Source organism: Streptomyces canus (assembly GCF_030815415.1).
GTDB classification, from domain to species: domain Bacteria; phylum Actinomycetota; class Actinomycetes; order Streptomycetales; family Streptomycetaceae; genus Streptomyces; species Streptomyces canus_F.
On sequence record NZ_JAUSWW010000001.1, the window covers coordinates 4,917,796 to 4,934,644 of the forward strand.

A 16,849-nucleotide genomic window follows, 5' to 3' on the forward strand; every position below is an offset into this window, starting at 1 on the left:
AGGGCCGGGCTCTGGCTGCGGCGCGTCAACCGGCGGCTGGAGGAGCTGTACCAGTCCATGACGTACCTCTGACCTCGACGCCCGGATTCCGCTTCTGAGCCCCGAAACCGCTTTCCCACAGGGGATTTGATGGCCCGTCAGGACATCTCCCCCATCGGCTTGTTCTGCTGCCTTGCGACCGCTTGTACGGGATTGGCGTCCCAGCATGTGGTCGTTGGATTGAAGGATCGTTGAACGATCCTTAAGTTCTCTCGCTGTCATCCACACCATCCCCACAGCCCGGAAGGGGCTCTCTTCATGCTGTCCACCGACGAAGCCGCGCTGTTCGAGAACCGCGGCTACGCCCGCCGTGAATCGGCGACCATCCAGGGCGGCCGGCACGTCCGCATGGGCGTCAACCCGCCGCTCATCACGCCGATCTACATGACGGCCGCCTACGAGTTCCCCAACGCCGACATGGCGGCCGGCCTCTTCGGCCTGGAGGGCAACGGGCACGCCTACACCCGGCTCGGCAACCCCACCCTGAACGTCCTCGAAGAGCGCATGGCCCAGATCGACGGCGGAGTCGCGGGCCTCGCCACGGCCTCGGGACACGCGGCGGTGACGCTCGCGATCCTCAACCTCGTGGAGGCCGGGGACAACATCGTCTCCTCCAACGAACTCTTCGGCGGCATCTGGAGCCTGCTGGGCGCCACCCTGAAACGACTCGGCATCGAGACCCGGTTCGTCAGCCCCGCCGACCCGAAGAACTTCGAGGAGGCCGCCGACGACCGCACCCGCCTCTACTTCGGCGAGACCCTGCCCAACCCGCGGCTGCGGATCTTCCCCATCGGCGAGGTCGCCGAGATCGGTCAGCGCTACGGCATCCCGCTGATCATGGACAACACCCTCCAGCCGTTCACCTGCCGCCCCTTCGAGTTCGGCGCCGCCGTCACCGTCTACTCGGGCACCAAGTACCTGGGCGGCCACGGCTCGGCCATCGGCGGCATCATCGTCGACAGCGGCAACTTCGACTGGAACAACTCCCCCCGCCACCCGCAGATGACCCAGCCCGACCCCGCGTACGGCAACGTCGTCTGGGGCGAGGAGTGCCGCAAGCTCCCCGACACCCGCGGCCGCAGCAGCTACCTGTTCAAGGCCCGCGAGACCCTGCTGCGCGACCTCGGTCTGTGCATGAGCCCCTTCAACGCCTTCCTCATCCTCCAGGGCATCGAGACGCTGCCGCTGCGCATGCCCGCCCACTCGGCCAACGCGCTCAGGGTCGCCGAGTTCCTCAGCCGCCACCCCAAGGTCGACCTGGTGCGCCACCCGAGCCTCGCCGAGGGGACCGAGCTCGACCAGGTCAAGCGGTACCTGGGCGGCGAGTTCGGGCCGATGGTGATGGTCGAACTGAAGGGCGGGCGCACGGCCGGAGCCCGGTTCATCGAGGGGCTCAAGCTGTTCTCGCACGTCACCAACGTCGGCGACGTCCGCTCCCTGGCCACCCACCCCGCCTCCACCACCCACGCCCACCTGCCCGAGAAGGACCTGCTCGGCGCCGGCATCACCCAGGGCTCGGTGCGTCTCGCGGTCGGCCTGGAGCACGCCGACGACCTGATCCACGACCTCGAGCAGGCACTCGCCGCCGTATAACTCCGCCGCACCGCACACGACTTCAGGGGGAAACTGTGGTGTTCACGGGCTGGCCCGCGCCGACCGGAAAACATCTGTCACTCGCGACGCCCTTCCCGGGCGACCGACCGTTACTGCTGTCCTCGGGGGCCCGGCTCGGCCCGGTGCAGGTGGCGTACGAGACCTACGGCCGGCTCGACGACGCCCGCGGCAACGCGGTGTTCGTCTGTCACGCCCTGACCGGCGACTCGCACCCGGCACGGCACCACGCCGACGACACGCCGGGCTGGTGGGAGACGATGGTCGGCCCCGGCAGACCGGTGGACACCCGCCGCTACTTCGTGATCTGCGCGAATGTCGTGGGCGGCTGCGCGGGCACCACAGGACCATGGGCCACCGGGCCCGACGGAGCACCGTACGGGGAGGCGTTCCCCGAGGTCACGGTCGCCGACATGGTCGGCGTCCACCGCGCGCTGCTCGCCGGGCTGGGGATCCGCCGGCTGCGCGCCGTCGTCGGCGGCTCGCTCGGCGGCATGCAGACCCTGGAGTGGCTGCTGCGCCACCCCCAGGACGCGGACGGGTTCGCGGTCGTCGCGGGCACCGCGCGGCAGAGCGCCGACAACCTCGCCTGGAACGCGGTCGCCCGGCACGCGATCCGCGGCAGCGCGGCCGTCGCGGCGGGGCCCGTACGGGAGGCCGGACTGCGGGCCGGGCTCGGCACGGCACGGATGATCGCCCATCTCACGTATCTCTCCGAGCAGTCGCTGCACCGCAAGTTCGGACGCGCGCCGCGCAAAGGGGGCACGCGCACCCATCCGTCCTCCCTGGTCCAGGGCGACTTCGCGGTCGAGAGCTATCTGGAGCACCAGGCGGACAAGTTCCTGCGCCGCTTCGACCCCCGCAGCTATCTCCAACTCATCGGCGCGATGGACCACTTCGACGCGTTCGCGGCGCCCGACCGGCTGGCCGACGCCGCCGCGCCGCCCGCCGTCCTGCTCTACAGCTTCGCGTCCGACCGGCTCTTCGGCCCCGAGCACAGCGACCACATCAAGACCGAACTCGCGGCGCGCGGCCTGACCGCCCGGCACGAGCGGGACGAGACGAGCGACATCGGGCACGACGCGTTCCTGCTGGACGTGCCCGGCTTCCTCGCCACCGCGGACCGGTTCCTGAAGGACCTGGACCTGCGGGCCGGCGCCCGGCGCGACGACCTCGTCACCAGCTGACCCCGCCCCCTGACCGACCACACGAAAGAAGAAGACATGAGTTCCAGCCATCGCATCGGCGTGGCACAGGGAACCGCGCTGTACGTCGGCGCGGTCCTCGGCGGGGGCGTGCTCGCACTGCCCGCCCTGACGGCCCGTGAGGCGGGCCCGGCCTCCCTGGTGGCCTGGGCCCTGATGGTCGCTTTCTGCGTCCCGATCGCCAGCGCGTTCGCCTCCCTCGGCATGCGCTACCCCGACGGCGGCGGGGTCGCCACCTACGCCGCCAAGGCGTTCGGCCCCCGCACCTCCGCCCCCGTGGGCTGGCTCTTCTACTTCGCCGTCCCCGTGGGCACGGCGAGCGCCGCCATCGTCGGCGGCTCCTACGTCGCCGACGCCCTCGGCGGCGGCTACCGGATGTCGCTCGCCGTGGCGGCGACCCTGCTGTTCGGCGCCTACGTCAGCAACTGGCTGGGCCTGAAGCTCTCCGGCGGGCTGCAACTGCTGCTCGTCGGGATGCTGGCCGCCCTCATGGTGGTGGCCATCGCCGTCGCCGCGCCGGACTCGCACAGCGAGAACTTCACCCCGTTCGCCCCGCACGGCTGGCTCGCCGTCGGCCACGCCGCGACCCTGCTCTTCTTCGCCTTCTCCGGCTGGGAGGCGGTCTCCCACCTGTCCGGTGAGTTCTCCAACCCGCGCCGCCAGCTGCCCATCGTCACCGGCCTGACCATCGTCGTCGTCGCCGTCCTGTACCTGGGCGTGGCCACCACCTCGATGGCTGTGCTCGGCTCGGACCCGGAGCGCGGCTCGGTGCCGCTGACCCTGCTCCTGGAGCGCGGCATCGGCGACTCCGCCCGCGCCGTCACCGCCGTGGCGGCCGCCCTGCTCACCTTCGCCACCGTCAACGCCTACATCGCGGGCGGCTCCCGGCTCGGCGCGGCCCTCGGCCGGGACGGCGACCTGCCGCGCGCGCTCGGCAAGGGCAACCGCGCGGGCGAGATCCCCCAGCGCAGCCTCGTCGTCCTCGCCTCGCTCACGGCCGTCCTGCTGATCTGCGCCGCCGTCCTGGACATCCGGCTCGACCCGATCATGACCGCGGCCTCGGCCTGCTTCGTCGCGGTCTACGTCGCCGGGCTCTCGGCCGCGGTCAAGCTGCTGCGCGGCAGCACCTTCGGGCGGCTGGGCGCGGTCGTCTCGCTCGTCGCGGTCCTGGTCGTCTTCTGCTTCTTCGGCTGGTACCTGCTGCTGCCCGTGGGCCTCGTCATCGGCGCGAAGGTCTTCCAGCACTTCACGGCCGGCGGTGGACCCGCGGCCGGGCCGGACGCCGTGGACGCGGCCGAGGCCGCCGAGGAGAGCCGCCCGTCCTCGGAACCGGTCGCCGGCTGAACGACACGGGCCGCGCCCACAGGGCCGGCCCGTCCGGCGGACCATCCATGACCACAGGGGGAACACACATGAAACGCACCACGGGGGCGCTCCGCATCGCCCTGCTCGGGCACGGCACCGTGGGCGCCGAGACGGCCCGCGCCCTGACCGGGCGCGGCGCCGAACTGGCTGCCCGGATCGGGGCACCCGTCGAACTCGCCGGGATCGCCCTCAGCCGCCCACGGACCCTGCCCGGCATCGACAGCTCCCTGATCACCACCGACGCCCAGGCCCTCGTGTCCCGGGGGGACATCGACGTGGTCGTCGAGCTGATCGGCGGCGTCGAGCCGGCCCGCTCACTGGTCGTCGCGGCCATGGAGGCCGGGGCGTCCGTGGTCACCGCGAACAAGGCGCTCATCGCGAGCGAGGGCGTCGACCTGCACCGCATCGCCCGCAAGCAGGGCGTCGGCCTCGCCTACGAGGCGGCCGTCGCGGGCGCGGTGCCGGTGCTGCGTCCGCTGCGCCAGTCGCTGGCCGGAGACCGGCTGCGGCGGGTGACCGGCATCGTCAACGGCACGACCAACTTCATCCTGGACCGGATGACAGGGGCGGGCGGCACGTTCCAGGGCGCCCTGCACGAGGCCCAGCGTCTCGGCTACGCGGAGGCCGATCCCACGGCCGACGTCTGTGGCGCGGACGCCGCGGCGAAGATGGCGATCGTCGCACGCCTCGCCTTCGACACCGAACTGCCCTTCGACGACGTGCACTTCGAGGGCATCACCCACATCGGCCCGGGCGACATCGCACATGCCGAGGCCAACGGCTGTGTGATCAAACTGGTCGGGATCTGCGACCGCACCCCGGACGGCGTCAACGCCCGTGTGCACCCCATGATGATCCCGCGGGACCACCCGCTGGCCGGGGTCCGGGACGCCGACAACGGCATCCTCGTCGAGGCGGAGGCCGCCGGTGAGCTGATGTTCCACGGGGCGGGGGCGGGCGGCCTCGCCACCTCCAGCGCCGTCCTCGGCGACCTCGTGGAGCTGTGCCGCGACCGGGTCGCGGGAACGGGCCAGGCGCCGGCCGACTTCTCCCAGGTGTTGCCCGTCATACCGGTGGCGCAGGTGGCCGCCCGCTACCACGTCAGCATGTTCGTCACCGACGAGCCCGGCGTCCTCTCGCAGGTCAGCGCGGTCTTCGCCGAGCACGGGGTGTCGCTGGAGACCGTACGGCAGGAGGGCCTGGGCGCGGAGGCGGAGCTGGCGCTCGTCACCCACCGGGCCACGGACGCCGCTGTCACCGAGGTGCTCGCCCGGCTCCGCAGCCACCCCTCCACGCGCGGTGTCATCCGCAGCATCCGTCTCCTGGACTCCCGGAAGGGGCCCGCGAGTTGAGCACCGAACTGCGTGCTCCGGCCCCGCCCGCACCCGAGGCCGAGGCCGCCGTCCGCAGCCGGGGCCGCTGGATCGAGCACTGGGAACCGGGCGACGCCGCGTTCTGGCGGGACACCGGACGGCGGGTGGCCCGGCGCAATCTGATCTGGTCGGTGCTCTGCGAACACCTGGGCTTCACCGTCTGGACGCTGTGGAGCGTCGTCACCGTGCAGCTCTCGGACCGGCACTTCACCGCCGACCAGCTCTTCTGGCTGGTCGCCCTGCCGAGCCTGGTCGGCGCGGTGCTGCGGATCCCGTACACCTTCGCGCCCGCCCGGTACGGGGGCCGCAACTGGACCGTCGTCAGCACCCTGTTGCTGCTGGTCCCGGCGGCCCTGCTGGCCCTCGCCGTCTCCGATCCGGCGACACCGTACTGGTTCTTCCTGGTGTGCGCGGCGACCGCGGGTGTGGGCGGCGGCAACTTCGCCTCCAGCATGGCCAACATCACGCACTTCTACCCCGACTCCCGGCAGGGCGCGGCCCTCGGCCTCAACGCCGCGGGCGGCAACGTGGGCGTCAGCTCGGTGCAGTTGGTGATCCCGTTCGTCATCGCGACCCTGGGGCTCACCGCGGCAGGTCTCATCTGGATCCCGCTGGTGCTGCTCGCCGCGCTCGGCGCCCTGCTGGGCATGGACAACCTGCGGACGGCCGGCGCGGCGCCGGACCGGCGGTTCGAGGCTGTCAAGGCGGGCCAGACCTGGCTGGTCGCCGTCCTCTACATCGGTACTTTCGGTTCGTTCGTCGGCTTCTCGACCGCGCTGCCGCTGCTGCTGACCGTGGAGTTCCCGCACACGGCCGCCGTCCACCACGCCTTCCTGGGCGCGCTGATCGGCTCGTGCGCCCGGCCGCTGGGCGGCATGCTCGCCGACCGGTGCGGCGGGGCCGTCATCACGCTGGTGAACTTCCTGTGCATGGCGGGGAGTTCCCTGCTGGCCTGGGCCGCCCTGCGGACGCACTCCTACAGCGGGTTCCTGCTCTCCTTCCTGCTGCTGTTCCTCACCGCGGGCATCGGCAACGGCTCCACGTACCGGCTGATCCCGTCCCTCTTCATCGCCCGCGCCCTGCGCGCCACCGGCCCCGGGGACGCCGGGGAGCGCCGCGTCCAGGGGCGCCGGATGGCGGCCGCCGCGCTGGGGCTGGTCTCCGCCGTCGGCGCGCTGGGCGGCTTCCTCGTCAACCAGGCCCTGGGTACGTCCATCGGCGCGACCGGTGACTCCGGTTCCGCGCTGCTGGCCTTCACCGCCTACTACCTGCTGTGCACCGCCCTGACCTGGGCCTGCTGGCGGCAACTGCGCGGCGGGGAACGGACCGGCGATGAGTGAGCCCGTAGCGGTGACCGGCCCCGGGCAGCAGGGCACGGCCACCCACTGCCCCTACTGCGCCCTGCAGTGCGGCATGTGGCTGCGCACCGACGACACGGGCCGCACAGAAGAGACGGCACCACAGACCGCGAGAAAGGCAGGACCACGCATGACGCTCGTCGTGCAGAAGTACGGCGGCTCCTCGGTCGCCGACGCCGAGTGCGTCCAGCGCGTCGCCCGGCGGGTGGCGGCGGCCCGGGAGGCCGGCCACGACGTCGTCGTGGTGGTGTCCGCCATGGGCGACACCACGGACGAGCTCCTCGACCTGGCGGACCGGATCAGCACCGGCCCGGCGGGCCGTGAACTGGACATGCTGCTCACGGCGGGCGAGCGCATCTCCATGGCGCTGCTCGCCATGGCGGTGACCGAACTCGGCCACCACGCCACCTCGTTCACCGGTTCCCAGGCGGGCCTCACCACCGACGCCGCGCACGGCAGGGCACGGATCGTCGACGTGGCACCCGACCGGATCCGCGCCGCCCTCGCGGCCGGGTCCGTCGTCATCGTGGCCGGCTTCCAGGGCATCGCCCAGGACACCCGGGACGTGACGACCCTGGGCCGCGGCGGCTCCGACACCACCGCGGTCGCCCTGGCGGCGGCCCTCGACGCCGACCTGTGCGAGATCTACACCGACGTCGACGGCGTCTTCTCCGCCGACCCGAGGATCGTGCCCACCGCCCGTCTCCTGCCCGCGCTCAGCTACGACGAGATGCTCGAACTCGCCGCCCACGGGGCCAGGATCCTGCACTCGCGCTGTGTGGAGTTCGCCAAGCGCTACCGGGTGCCGCTGCGGGTGCGCTCCTCGTTCGCCGACGACCTCGGGCCCTACGACCCCACCTCCCCGCACGCGGGTACGGACATCACGGAAGGCGCAACGGACCACGCCATGGAAGACCCTCTGATCTCCGGGATCGCCCACGACCGGAGCCAGTCGAAGATCACCGTCCTCGGCATCCCCGACAAGCCGGGAGCCGCCGCCACCGTGTTCACCGCGCTCGCCGGTGCCGGCTGCGACATCGACATGATCGTGCAGAACGTGTCCGCGGAGGCCACGGGCTGCACCGACATCTCCTTCACCCTCCCGGCGTCGGCGACCCCGGCCGCGCTGGAGGCCCTCCAGGGCGTCGAGGAGAACATCGGCTTCCTCGGACTGCGCCATGACGACCGGGTCGGAAAGCTCTCCGTCGTGGGCGCCGGGATGCGCTCCCACCCGGGGGTGTCGGCCACGCTCTTCTCGGCGCTGGCCGAGACCGGCGTCAACATCCAGATGATCTCCACCTCGGAGATCCGTATCTCGGTCGTCGTGCACGTCGACGACCTGGAGGCCGCGGCCGGCGCCGCGCACACCGCGTTCGGCCTCGACAGCGAACAGATCGAGGCCGTGGTGTACGGAGGCACCGGACGATGAACGAGCCCTGCACGTCGCTGGCGGCCGGCACGGTCCGCGAGGCCGCCCTGGCGGCCCGGTCGGCCGCCGACCGTCTCGCCACCACCACCGGGGCCCAGCGCGACGCGGCCCTCACCGCCGTCGCCGCCCGGCTCACCGACCGGGTCCCGGACGTCCTGGCGGCGAACGAGAAGGACCTGGCCGCCGCCCGCGCGGGCGGCCTGCCGGACGCGGTGCTCGACCGGCTGACGCTGGGCGCGGCGCAGATCGAGGCGCTGGCGGCGATGGTGCGCGACCTCGCGGACCGGCCGGACCCGCTCGGCGAGGTCACCCACGGCGCGGTGATGCCCAGCGGCCTGGAGGTACGGCAGATCCGTACCCCCATCGGGGTGGTCGGCATGATCTACGAGGGGCGTCCCAACGTCACCGTCGACGCGGGCGTGCTCTGCCTCAAGAGCGGCAACGCGGCCCTGCTGCGGGGCTCCTCGACCGCCCGGCACACCAACGCCGCGCTGATCGACGCCATGCGCGAGGGGATCGCCGGTGCGGGGCTGCCGCCGGACGCCCTCCAGGCGGTGCCGGGCACCACCCACGCCTCGGTGCACGAGCTGATGTCCCTCACCGGCCTGGTGGACGTGCTGATCCCGCGCGGCGGCCGCGAGCTGATCCGGACCACGGTGCGCGAGTCCGCCGTGCCGGTGATCGAGACCGGTGTGGGCAACTGTCATGTGTACGTGGACGAGCACGCCGACCTGGACATGGCGCTGAGCATCCTGCTGAACGCCAAGACCCAGCGCCCGTCGGTCTGCAACGCCGCCGAGTCGCTGCTGGTGCACGCCGCCGTCGCCCCCGCGTTCCTGCCGCGCGCGCTGGCGGCGCTGGCCGGGCGGAACGTGACCGTGCACGGCGACCGGCGGGTGCGGGCCTACGACCCGGCGGTGGTGGCCGCCACGGACGAGGACTGGGGGCGGGAGTATCTGTCCCTGGACATCGCGGCGGCGGTCGTGGACTCGATGGAGGCCGCCGTGAACCACATCCGGCTGCACGGCAGCGGCCACACCGAGGCGATCGTCACCGACTCCCAGGCGGCGGCCCGCCGCTTCGTCGCCGCGCTGGACACCGCGGTGGTGGCGGTCAACGCCTCGACCCGGCTGGCCGACGGCGCGGAGCTGGGCCTCGGCACCGAGCTCGGCATCTCCACCCAGAAGCTGCACGCCCGCGGTCCGATGGGCCTGACCGCGCTGACCACCACCAAGTACGTCCTGACCGGCGACGGCCACATCCGGGGCGCGTCCCCGGCGATGCCGGGCCTGAGCTGCGACGTCCTGGAGGGGCCGGATCCCGGCGCCCGGTGACGTCGGTGGCGGGCCGCGTCACGCCGCCACGCCGGGCGCGGTGAATCCCCACCCGCCCGGGCGCTCAATGCTCGCTTATGCCCGCTTTTCCCTGCAATGTGCTGATGTGACTCACGCCAGTACCCTCGCACCGCCCGCCGTCACACACACCGCCGCCGGGCGGGCCGCCCCGCGTGCCCCCCGCGCGGCGACGCTCGGTACGGCTCTCGGCCTGTTCGCGCTCGCCCGGCTCACCGGTGCCGCCGTGCTCGCGGCGACCGCCTGGGCCACCGGTCACCGGCCGCTCACCCTGCTCGGGCGGTCCTGGGACTCCCGCTGGTACCTGGGCATCGCCGAGCACGGCTACGGCCGCGCCCTGCACGTCCCCCCGGACCTGGTCTTCAGCGACCTGGCCTTCTTCCCGCTGTACCCGGCGATGGTGCGGGCGGTGACCGCGGTGAGCCCGCTGAGCGGCGGCGCGGCGGGCCTGCTGGTCTCCTGGACCGCCGCGGCCGTCGCCGCCGCCGGCCTCTACGCGCTCGGCGCACACCTCCACGGCCGGGCCGTCGCCGCGACCCTCGTACTGCTCTGGGGCCTGCTGCCGCACTCGGTCGTGCTGTCGATGGCGTACACCGAACCCCTGCTGACCGCGTTCGCCGCCTGGTCGCTGTACGCCGTGCGCACCGGCCGCTGGCTGTGGGCGGGCACGCTCGCCACGCTGGCGGGCCTGGCCCGGCCGAACGGGTTCGCGGTCGCGGCGGCGGTGCTGGTGACGGCGGCCTGCGAGATCGGGAGGCAGCGCGGAAAAGTTACCCACAGGCTGTGGACGGGCGCCGCGCTCGCCCCGCTCGGCTGGTGCGCGTACGTGCTGTGGGTCGGGCACCGCAAGGGCGATCTGCTCGGCGGCTACTTCGAGGTGCAGCGCCGTTGGGGCTCACGCTTCGACTTCGGCCGGGGCTCCCTGCGCGTCGTGCGCCGTCTGCTGCTCCAGGGCGACCGGCTGGTCTTCCCCATGGCGCTGCTGATCGTCGCGGCGGCGATCGTGCTGTACGCGCTGCTGCTGGCCGACCGCGCCCCGCTGCCCCTGCTGGTCTACAGCGGCGTCCTCCTGCTGATCACGCTGGGCGGCTCGGGCTTCTTCGCGTCGAAGCCCCGCTTCCTGCTCCCCGCCTTCCCGCTCCTGCTGCCGCTCGCGCGGGCGCTGGTGCGGACGGCGAGAGCCCGGCCCTGGCACGCGGCCGTACTGGCCTGCGCCCTGGCCGGGCTCTCGTTCGGCTACGGCGCGTACCTGGTCGTACTCGCCGATACGCCCCTGTAGTCGGGTGCCGAGGGTGCCTGAGGGACCTACTCCTCGTCCTCGGGCTTCTCCGCGTCATTGACCTCCTGCTCGAGGCCGAGCTGCTCGACGAGCCACTTGTCGAACTCGATGGCGGCCCGCACCCAGCTGACCGTCGAGGAGACGAAGTGCTCCAGCGCCACGCCGGTGCCGATCAGCATCTGCGCCTCACCGATCAGACGGACGGTGCCGTCGTCATGGGTGTGCGTGTAGACCTTGGGCCACAGGGTGCGGCGGTTCCAGTCGTCGATGGACTCCAGCAGCTGCGGCTTCTCGTCGATCTGGTGGGGCCGGTCGTAGAACGTCCGCACCGAGAAGACCTGCTGGTCACCCTCGCCACGGAACATGAAGTACGTACGGAACTGCTCCCACGGCGCGGCGAGGTCACCCTCTTCGTCGACGACGTACTTCAGCTCCATCTGTTCGAGGAGCTGCTTCACGAGGTCCTGATCCGGGACGACGGGACCCGCCGGTCCTTGGGGCTGCGGCTCGGGCTGCTGGCCCCCGAAGTTCGGAATCGAGGACGGATCGATGGTCACCGTGAATTTCCCTTCGTACGGATTCCTTCATCCTCCCCCATACGGGGAGGGGCGTGGCAACCCCGACGGGTCCTGTCAGCCGACAGCTGACAGGAACCGGTCGGCGGGGCGCGAAGGGGCGGGGCTCATGGCGATGGCACACAGCGGCGAAACGACGGGACGTACCAGGTGGGGAGTGGTGGCCGCCATCCTGGGACTGCCCGCGCTGCTTTTGTTCGGCCTCCTCGCGATGATGGCGGCCTGGGTGCTGGTCGGGTGACCGAGGGAGCCCCGGACGGGCCCCCTCGACCATGGATCAGAGCGTCTTGCCGGTCGCCGGTCCGACGATCAGGCCGTCCCCGAAGGCATCCACCCGGACCGTGTCGCCGTCCTTGACCTCGCCGGAGAGGATCTCCTTGGCGAGGCGGTCGCCGATGGCGGTCTGGACAAGGCGGCGCAGGGGCCGGGCACCGTACGCCGGGTCGTTGCCCTCGTCGGCGAGCCAGGTCAGGGCCTCGTCGCTGACCACCAGGGTGAGCCGGCGTTCCGCGAGGCGCTTGGCGAGCCGGTCGATCTGGAGGCGGGCGATCCGGCCCAGCTCGTCCTTGTTCAGGGCCGAGAAGACGACCAGGTCGTCGAGACGGTTCAGGAACTCCGGCTTGAAGCTGGACCGCACCACCTCCAGCACCTGTTCCTTCTTCTCCGCCTCACTCGTGATCGGGTCGACCAGGAACTGGCTGCCGAGGTTCGACGTCAGCACCAGGATGGTGTTGCGGAAGTCGACGGTGCGGCCCTGGCCGTCCGTCAGACGCCCGTCGTCCAGCACCTGGAGCAGGATGTCGAAGACCTCGGGGTGCGCCTTCTCCACCTCGTCCAGCAGCACCACGCTGTACGGCCGCCTGCGGACGGCTTCCGTCAGCTGGCCGCCCTCCTCGTAGCCGATGTAGCCGGGAGGCGCGCCGAGGAGACGGGCGACGCTGTGCTTCTCGCCGTACTCGCTCATGTCGATGCGGATCATCGCCCGCTCGTCGTCGAAGAGGAAGTCGGCGAGCGCCTTGGCGAGTTCGGTCTTGCCGACGCCCGTCGGGCCGAGGAAGAGGAAGGAGCCGGTGGGGCGGTCCGGGTCGGCGATGCCGGCCCGGGTGCGGCGGACGGCGTCGGAGACCGCCTGCACGGCCTGCGCCTGGCCGATCAGCCGGCGCCCCAACTCCTCCTCCATGCGCAGGAGTTTCTGCGTCTCGCCCTCCATGAGGCGGCCGGCGGGAATGCCGGTCCAGGCGGCGACGACGTCGGCGATGTCGTCCGGGCCGACCTCCTCCTTGACCATGGTGTCCTTGGAGACCTCCTCCTCGGCCTGGGAGGCTTCCGCCAAGTCCCGTTCCAGGGTGGGGATCTCGCCGTAGAGCAGCTTGCTGGCGGTGTCGAAGTCGCCGTCGCGCTGGGCGCGTTCGGCCTGGCCGCGCAGATCGTCGAGGCGTTCCTTCAGCTCACCGACGCGGTTGAGGGACTGCTTCTCCTTCTCCCAGCGGGCGGTCAGGCCCCGCAGCTCCTCCTCCTTGTCGGCGAGATCGCGGCGCAGCCGCTCCAGGCGCTCGCGGGAGGCCGGGTCGGTCTCCTTGTCCAGGGCGAGCTCCTCCATCTTCAACCGGTCGACGGCGCGCTGGAGTTCGTCGATCTCCAGGGGTGAGGAGTCGATCTCCATGCGGAGGCGGGAGGCGGACTCGTCGACGAGGTCGATGGCCTTGTCGGGCAGGAAGCGGGAGGTGATGTACCGGTCGGAGAGCGTGGCGGCGGCGACGAGGGCGGCGTCGGCGATCTGGACCTTGTGGTGGGCCTCGTAGCGGCCCTTGAGTCCGCGCAGGATCGCGATCGTGTCCTCGACCGTCGGCTCGGCGACCAGCACCTGCTGGAAGCGGCGCTCCAGGGCCGGGTCCTTCTCGATCCGCTCCCGGTACTCGTCCAGCGTCGTCGCACCGACCATGCGCAGCTCACCGCGGGCGAGCATGGGCTTGAGCATGTTGCCGGCGTCCATGGCGGAGTCGCCGCCGGCCCCGGCGCCCACGACGGTGTGCAGTTCGTCGATGAAGGTGACGATCTGCCCGTCGGAGGCCTTGATCTCGGCGAGGACGGTCTTGAGCCGCTCCTCGAACTCACCGCGGTACTTGGCCCCGGCGACCATCGCGCCCAGGTCGAGGGCGACGAGCCGCTTGTTCTTGAGGGACTCGGGCACGTCCCCCTTCACGATCCGCTGGGCGAGCCCCTCGACGACGGCGGTCTTGCCGACGCCGGGCTCGCCGATGAGGACCGGGTTGTTCTTGGTGCGCCGGGACAGGACCTGGACGACCCGCCGGATCTCCTGGTCCCGCCCGATGACGGGGTCGAGCTTGCCCTCGCGGGCCGCGGCGGTGAAATCGGTGCCGAACTTCTCCAGGGCCTTGTACTGCCCCTCTGGATCGGGTGTGGTCACCCGGCGTCCTCCCCTGGCCTTCTGGAACGCCTCCTGCAACTTCCTGGCGTTCGCGCCCTGCGAGGAGAGTACGTCCCCGGCCTGGCCGCCCTTCGCGGCGATGCCCATGAGGAGATGCTCGGTGGAGAGGTACTCGTCACCGAGGTCCTTGGCGCGGGCGCCGGCGTCGGCGACCACGGCGAGCAGGTCACGGCTGGGCTGCGGGGGCGCGACGGTGGATCCGGTCACGCTGGGCAGTCCGGCGAGGATCTTCTCCGCGCCGACCCGCACGGCGGCCTGGTCGGCCTCGGCGGCGGCCAGCAGATCGACGATGTTCTCGTTGTCCTGCCCCTGGAGCAGAGCGAGGAGCAGGTGAGCGGGGGTGAGATCCGGGTGCCCCTCGGTGGCGGCCCGCTTCTCGGCCGCGTTGATCGCGTCCCGGCTCCGGTTGGTCAGCTCGGCGTCCACGTGTCCGTACTCCTCCTCGGTGTGGGCTCTCCCTGGACTGACTCAGTCAACGTACACAAAGTTGAGTCTATTCCACTCAAGGCGGGGGGCGGGAGCCTTGGAGGGGTTAACTTCCAGGCCATGACGACTCCTCCCACGACAACGCACCCCCAGGACCCGACTGCCCTCGACGACGAGACGTATCTCAGCTTCTGGCGGGAGCGGCACCTGTGCACGCTGACGACCCTGCGCCCGGACGGCAGCCCGCATGTCGTGCCGGTCGGAGTGACCTACGACCAGGAGACCGGACTCGCCCGGGTGATCACGAGCGGGTCGAGCAAGAAGGCGCGGAACGTGCTGGCGGCCGGGCCGGAGGGGGCGCGGGTGGCGGTGTGCCAGACGGCGGGCCGGCGGTGGGCGACGCTGGAGGGGCGGGCCCGGGTCCGCACGGAGCCGGACCGGGTCGCGGAGGCGGTGCGACGGTACGCGCAGCGCTACGAGCGGGAGCCGCGGCCGAATCCCGCGCGGGTGGTGATCGAGATCGAGGTGACGCGGGCGCTCGGTCACGGGTGAGGACGTATGAGCGATCTCTTCCGGCCAGTGATCGATTGGGTGGATACCCGGAAATGTCTCCAGAAACACAGCGGCGTCACCGTGTTCAGGTCACGGTGACGCCGCTGCGGGGGGAAGCACCTGCGCGATCTGTTACGACGGGGGAATCGCGTCAGGCACTGCGGGGGGTGGCTGGGATGGCCCGTGAGGTGGGGGATTCGGGTTCCACCAGCCGATGGTCTCGTTGGTCGAGATTCACAAAGATCATTCCGTACCGAATGGCACACCGCACTGGCTGCGGCGCCCCCCGAGGCCGCCGCAGACACCGGTACGCCCGCAGGTCCTCGTCCTCGTCCCGCGTGACGACCACCGGCTCACCGAACACGGTCACCATCAACGAGTCACCGGCGTGGGGGATCGCGGTGACGAGGTCGATGAAGTGCCAGCCGGAGCGGTAGGCCGTGGCCATTTCGCGACGGAATGAGCGATCGTCGGGCGGAGTGGTCATGTCAGCTCTCGACCACCCAGGCACTGTCGTCGGCCTTCCAGGCGCTGTCCTCAGGCAGCGGCGTGGAGGCGGCTGCGACGCGCCAGGCGCTGTCCGCCTGAACAACGCCCTTCGCTTCGGACAAGCCGCTCAACGCTCCGAAGGCCAAAACGGCGGAAAAAGCAGCGGCAAGCACCGAGCGAAGCAATTTCTTCTGCATAGTCGGCTTCGTCCTCACTTGAAGGTCCCCTCTTCACCCCGTGAGATAAGACGATGGCTCATTCGGGCACGTCATGGCCACACAATCGATGCATCATGTTCCTGCACGTTCAGGACCCTGGGGGGTGGAGATTTGACAACAAAGGGGACAAGCGCGACACATCCACACGCGGCGACCACGCTGTGTGAGGAAGGTGGCCTGCTTTATGCGAACGCTCTGCGCACAGGACGCGTCGCGCGCTCGGACGTGGAGGCCGCACCCTGCTTGATCGAGTTCGACCTGCTGCACCCGGACCCCGACGATCCGAGCTGGCTGCGCCCGGTGCCCCCGGCGATCGCCCTGGCGCAGCGGCTCAACCCCATAGAGCACGAGATCACCGAGCGCAGGCAGCTGTCGATCGAACTGGCAGATGTTTTCAAGCCGTTCATGGCACTCAGCGCCCAGGCGACGACGCCCACGCACTCCATCACGGTGCTGGAGGGCCGCGACCGGATCAACGCCGCGCTCAACCTGGCCGCGGGCCAGTGCCAGGTGGAGATGCTCACCGTCCAGCCCAGCAACCGCAGAACCGAACGCAGCCTCGTCCAGGGGCTGGAACGAGACACGACGTTGATCGAACGTGGTGTGCGCATCCGGACCCTCTACCAGCACACCGCCAGGTACAGCCCCGAGAAGCTGGCCTACGTGGAACAGCTCTCCAAGGGCAAGGTGGAGTACCGCACCATCGACGAGCTGGTCGAGCGCCTCATCATCTGCGACGAGACCGTCGCCTTCATCCCCACCCGCGACGACCAGGAAGTCGCCCTGGAACTGCGCCACCCGGGCCTCGTCCGCTACCTGATCAAGGTCTTCGAGTTCATGTGGGGCCGCTCGGTCCCGCTGAGCGCCGGGGCCCCCTACGAGACCGCCGCGGACGGCATCACCGACATCCAGCACTCCATCGCCAAACTCCTGGTGGAAGGCCATGTCGACGAGGCCATCGCGCGCCGGCTGGGCATGAACGTGCGCACCTGCCGTGCGCACATCGCCAAGCTGGCCGCGGCCCTGGGCAGCGGCAGCCGCGCCCAGCTCGGCTTCCTCATAGCCGAGTCCGGAATCCTCAAGGCGGACCAGCCGACGACAGGGGGAGAGCGCCCCTCGTGAAAGCCGG

At 71.2% G+C, this 16,849-nt stretch carries 15 protein-coding genes; 11 read left to right on the forward strand and 4 right to left on the reverse strand.

What is annotated here, in order from left to right; all coding sequences use genetic code 11:
• The first annotated feature begins 297 nt into the window (after positions 1-297).
• From QF037_RS22705 to QF037_RS22740, 8 genes are all read left to right on the forward strand, one after another.
• Positions 298-1,632: an O-acetylhomoserine aminocarboxypropyltransferase/cysteine synthase family protein gene (locus QF037_RS22705; RefSeq protein WP_307028053.1), complete on the forward strand. Its 1,335-nt coding sequence runs from the start codon at positions 298-300 to the stop codon at positions 1,630-1,632.
• 35 nt (positions 1,633-1,667) lie between these two features.
• Complete coding sequence (metX, locus tag QF037_RS22710; RefSeq protein WP_307028055.1) at positions 1,668-2,837, forward strand: homoserine O-acetyltransferase MetX; 1,170 nt, start codon at positions 1,668-1,670, stop codon at positions 2,835-2,837.
• A 36-nt stretch (positions 2,838-2,873) separates the two neighbouring features.
• The gene (locus QF037_RS22715; RefSeq protein WP_307028057.1) at positions 2,874-4,199 is read left to right on the forward strand and encodes an APC family permease; all 1,326 of its coding nucleotides are present in this window, start codon (positions 2,874-2,876) and stop codon (positions 4,197-4,199) included.
• 68 nt (positions 4,200-4,267) lie between these two features.
• Positions 4,268-5,572: a homoserine dehydrogenase gene (locus QF037_RS22720; RefSeq protein ID WP_307028059.1), complete on the forward strand. Its 1,305-nt coding sequence runs from the start codon at positions 4,268-4,270 to the stop codon at positions 5,570-5,572.
• Positions 5,569-6,933 (forward strand): MFS transporter, encoded by a 1,365-nt coding sequence (locus tag QF037_RS22725; protein ID WP_307028061.1) that lies wholly within the window; start codon positions 5,569-5,571, stop codon positions 6,931-6,933. Before QF037_RS22720 ends, QF037_RS22725 begins: the two co-directional genes overlap by 4 nt.
• Positions 6,934-7,081: 148 nt before the next feature.
• Complete coding sequence (locus QF037_RS22730) at positions 7,082-8,380, forward strand: aspartate kinase (RefSeq protein WP_307037322.1); 1,299 nt, start codon at positions 7,082-7,084, stop codon at positions 8,378-8,380.
• Positions 8,377-9,714 carry a glutamate-5-semialdehyde dehydrogenase gene (locus QF037_RS22735; RefSeq protein ID WP_307028063.1) on the forward strand — a complete coding sequence of 446 codons (1,338 nt, stop codon included), beginning with the start codon at positions 8,377-8,379 and terminating at the stop codon, positions 9,712-9,714. Before QF037_RS22730 ends, QF037_RS22735 begins: the two co-directional genes overlap by 4 nt.
• Positions 9,715-9,820: 106 nt before the next feature.
• Positions 9,821-11,011: a hypothetical protein gene (locus QF037_RS22740; RefSeq protein WP_307028065.1), complete on the forward strand. Its 1,191-nt coding sequence runs from the start codon at positions 9,821-9,823 to the stop codon at positions 11,009-11,011.
• 26 nt (positions 11,012-11,037) lie between these two features.
• On the opposite strand, the gene QF037_RS22745 is transcribed toward QF037_RS22740, so the two are convergent.
• Positions 11,038-11,568, reverse strand: a complete 531-nt coding sequence (locus QF037_RS22745; protein WP_307028067.1) for a YbjN domain-containing protein — start codon at positions 11,566-11,568, stop codon at positions 11,038-11,040.
• Positions 11,569-11,695: 127 nt separating this feature from the next.
• On the opposite strand from QF037_RS22745, the gene QF037_RS22750 reads away from it, so the two are divergent.
• Positions 11,696-11,827 (forward strand): hypothetical protein, encoded by a 132-nt coding sequence (locus QF037_RS22750; protein ID WP_307028069.1) that lies wholly within the window; start codon positions 11,696-11,698, stop codon positions 11,825-11,827.
• Positions 11,828-11,863: 36 nt separating this feature from the next.
• Here the strand turns inward: QF037_RS22750 and clpB are convergent, their stop codons facing one another.
• Positions 11,864-14,461: an ATP-dependent chaperone ClpB gene (gene clpB, locus QF037_RS22755; protein ID WP_307028071.1), complete on the reverse strand. Its 2,598-nt coding sequence runs from the start codon at positions 14,459-14,461 to the stop codon at positions 11,864-11,866.
• Positions 14,462-14,581: 120 nt separating this feature from the next.
• Here clpB and QF037_RS22760 point away from each other — a divergent pair, with 120 nt between their 5' ends.
• The gene (locus QF037_RS22760; protein ID WP_307028072.1) at positions 14,582-15,013 is read left to right on the forward strand and encodes a pyridoxamine 5'-phosphate oxidase family protein; all 432 of its coding nucleotides are present in this window, start codon (positions 14,582-14,584) and stop codon (positions 15,011-15,013) included.
• 151 nt (positions 15,014-15,164) lie between these two features.
• On the opposite strand, the gene QF037_RS22765 is transcribed toward QF037_RS22760, so the two are convergent.
• A complete protein-coding gene (locus tag QF037_RS22765; RefSeq protein WP_046247603.1) occupies positions 15,165-15,500 on the reverse strand; it encodes a hypothetical protein in 336 nt (111 codons plus the stop codon).
• 1 nt (position 15,501) lies between these two features.
• The gene (locus QF037_RS22770; RefSeq protein ID WP_307028074.1) at positions 15,502-15,699 is read right to left on the reverse strand and encodes a hypothetical protein; all 198 of its coding nucleotides are present in this window, start codon (positions 15,697-15,699) and stop codon (positions 15,502-15,504) included.
• A 132-nt stretch (positions 15,700-15,831) separates the two neighbouring features.
• Here QF037_RS22770 and QF037_RS22775 point away from each other — a divergent pair, with 132 nt between their 5' ends.
• Positions 15,832-16,842 carry a helix-turn-helix transcriptional regulator gene (locus tag QF037_RS22775; RefSeq protein ID WP_307028075.1) on the forward strand — a complete coding sequence of 337 codons (1,011 nt, stop codon included), beginning with the start codon at positions 15,832-15,834 and terminating at the stop codon, positions 16,840-16,842.
• The last annotated feature ends 7 nt before the right edge of the window (positions 16,843-16,849 follow it).

Coding starts and splice junctions, on each gene's coding strand:
- QF037_RS22715 (WP_307028057.1), top strand. CDS start 2,874: ATGAGTTCCAGCCATCGCATCGGCGTGGCACAGGGAACCGCGCTGTAC.
- QF037_RS22765 (WP_046247603.1), bottom strand. CDS start 15,500: ATGACCACTCCGCCCGACGATCGCTCATTCCGTCGCGAAATGGCCACG.
- QF037_RS22750 (WP_307028069.1), top strand. CDS start 11,696: ATGGCGATGGCACACAGCGGCGAAACGACGGGACGTACCAGGTGGGGA.
- QF037_RS22705 (WP_307028053.1), top strand. CDS start 298: ATGCTGTCCACCGACGAAGCCGCGCTGTTCGAGAACCGCGGCTACGCC.
- QF037_RS22760 (WP_307028072.1), top strand. CDS start 14,582: ATGACGACTCCTCCCACGACAACGCACCCCCAGGACCCGACTGCCCTC.
- QF037_RS22735 (WP_307028063.1), top strand. CDS start 8,377: ATGAACGAGCCCTGCACGTCGCTGGCGGCCGGCACGGTCCGCGAGGCC.
- QF037_RS22770 (WP_307028074.1), bottom strand. CDS start 15,699: ATGCAGAAGAAATTGCTTCGCTCGGTGCTTGCCGCTGCTTTTTCCGCC.
- QF037_RS22720 (WP_307028059.1), top strand. CDS start 4,268: ATGAAACGCACCACGGGGGCGCTCCGCATCGCCCTGCTCGGGCACGGC.
- QF037_RS22730 (WP_307037322.1), top strand. CDS start 7,082: ATGACGCTCGTCGTGCAGAAGTACGGCGGCTCCTCGGTCGCCGACGCC.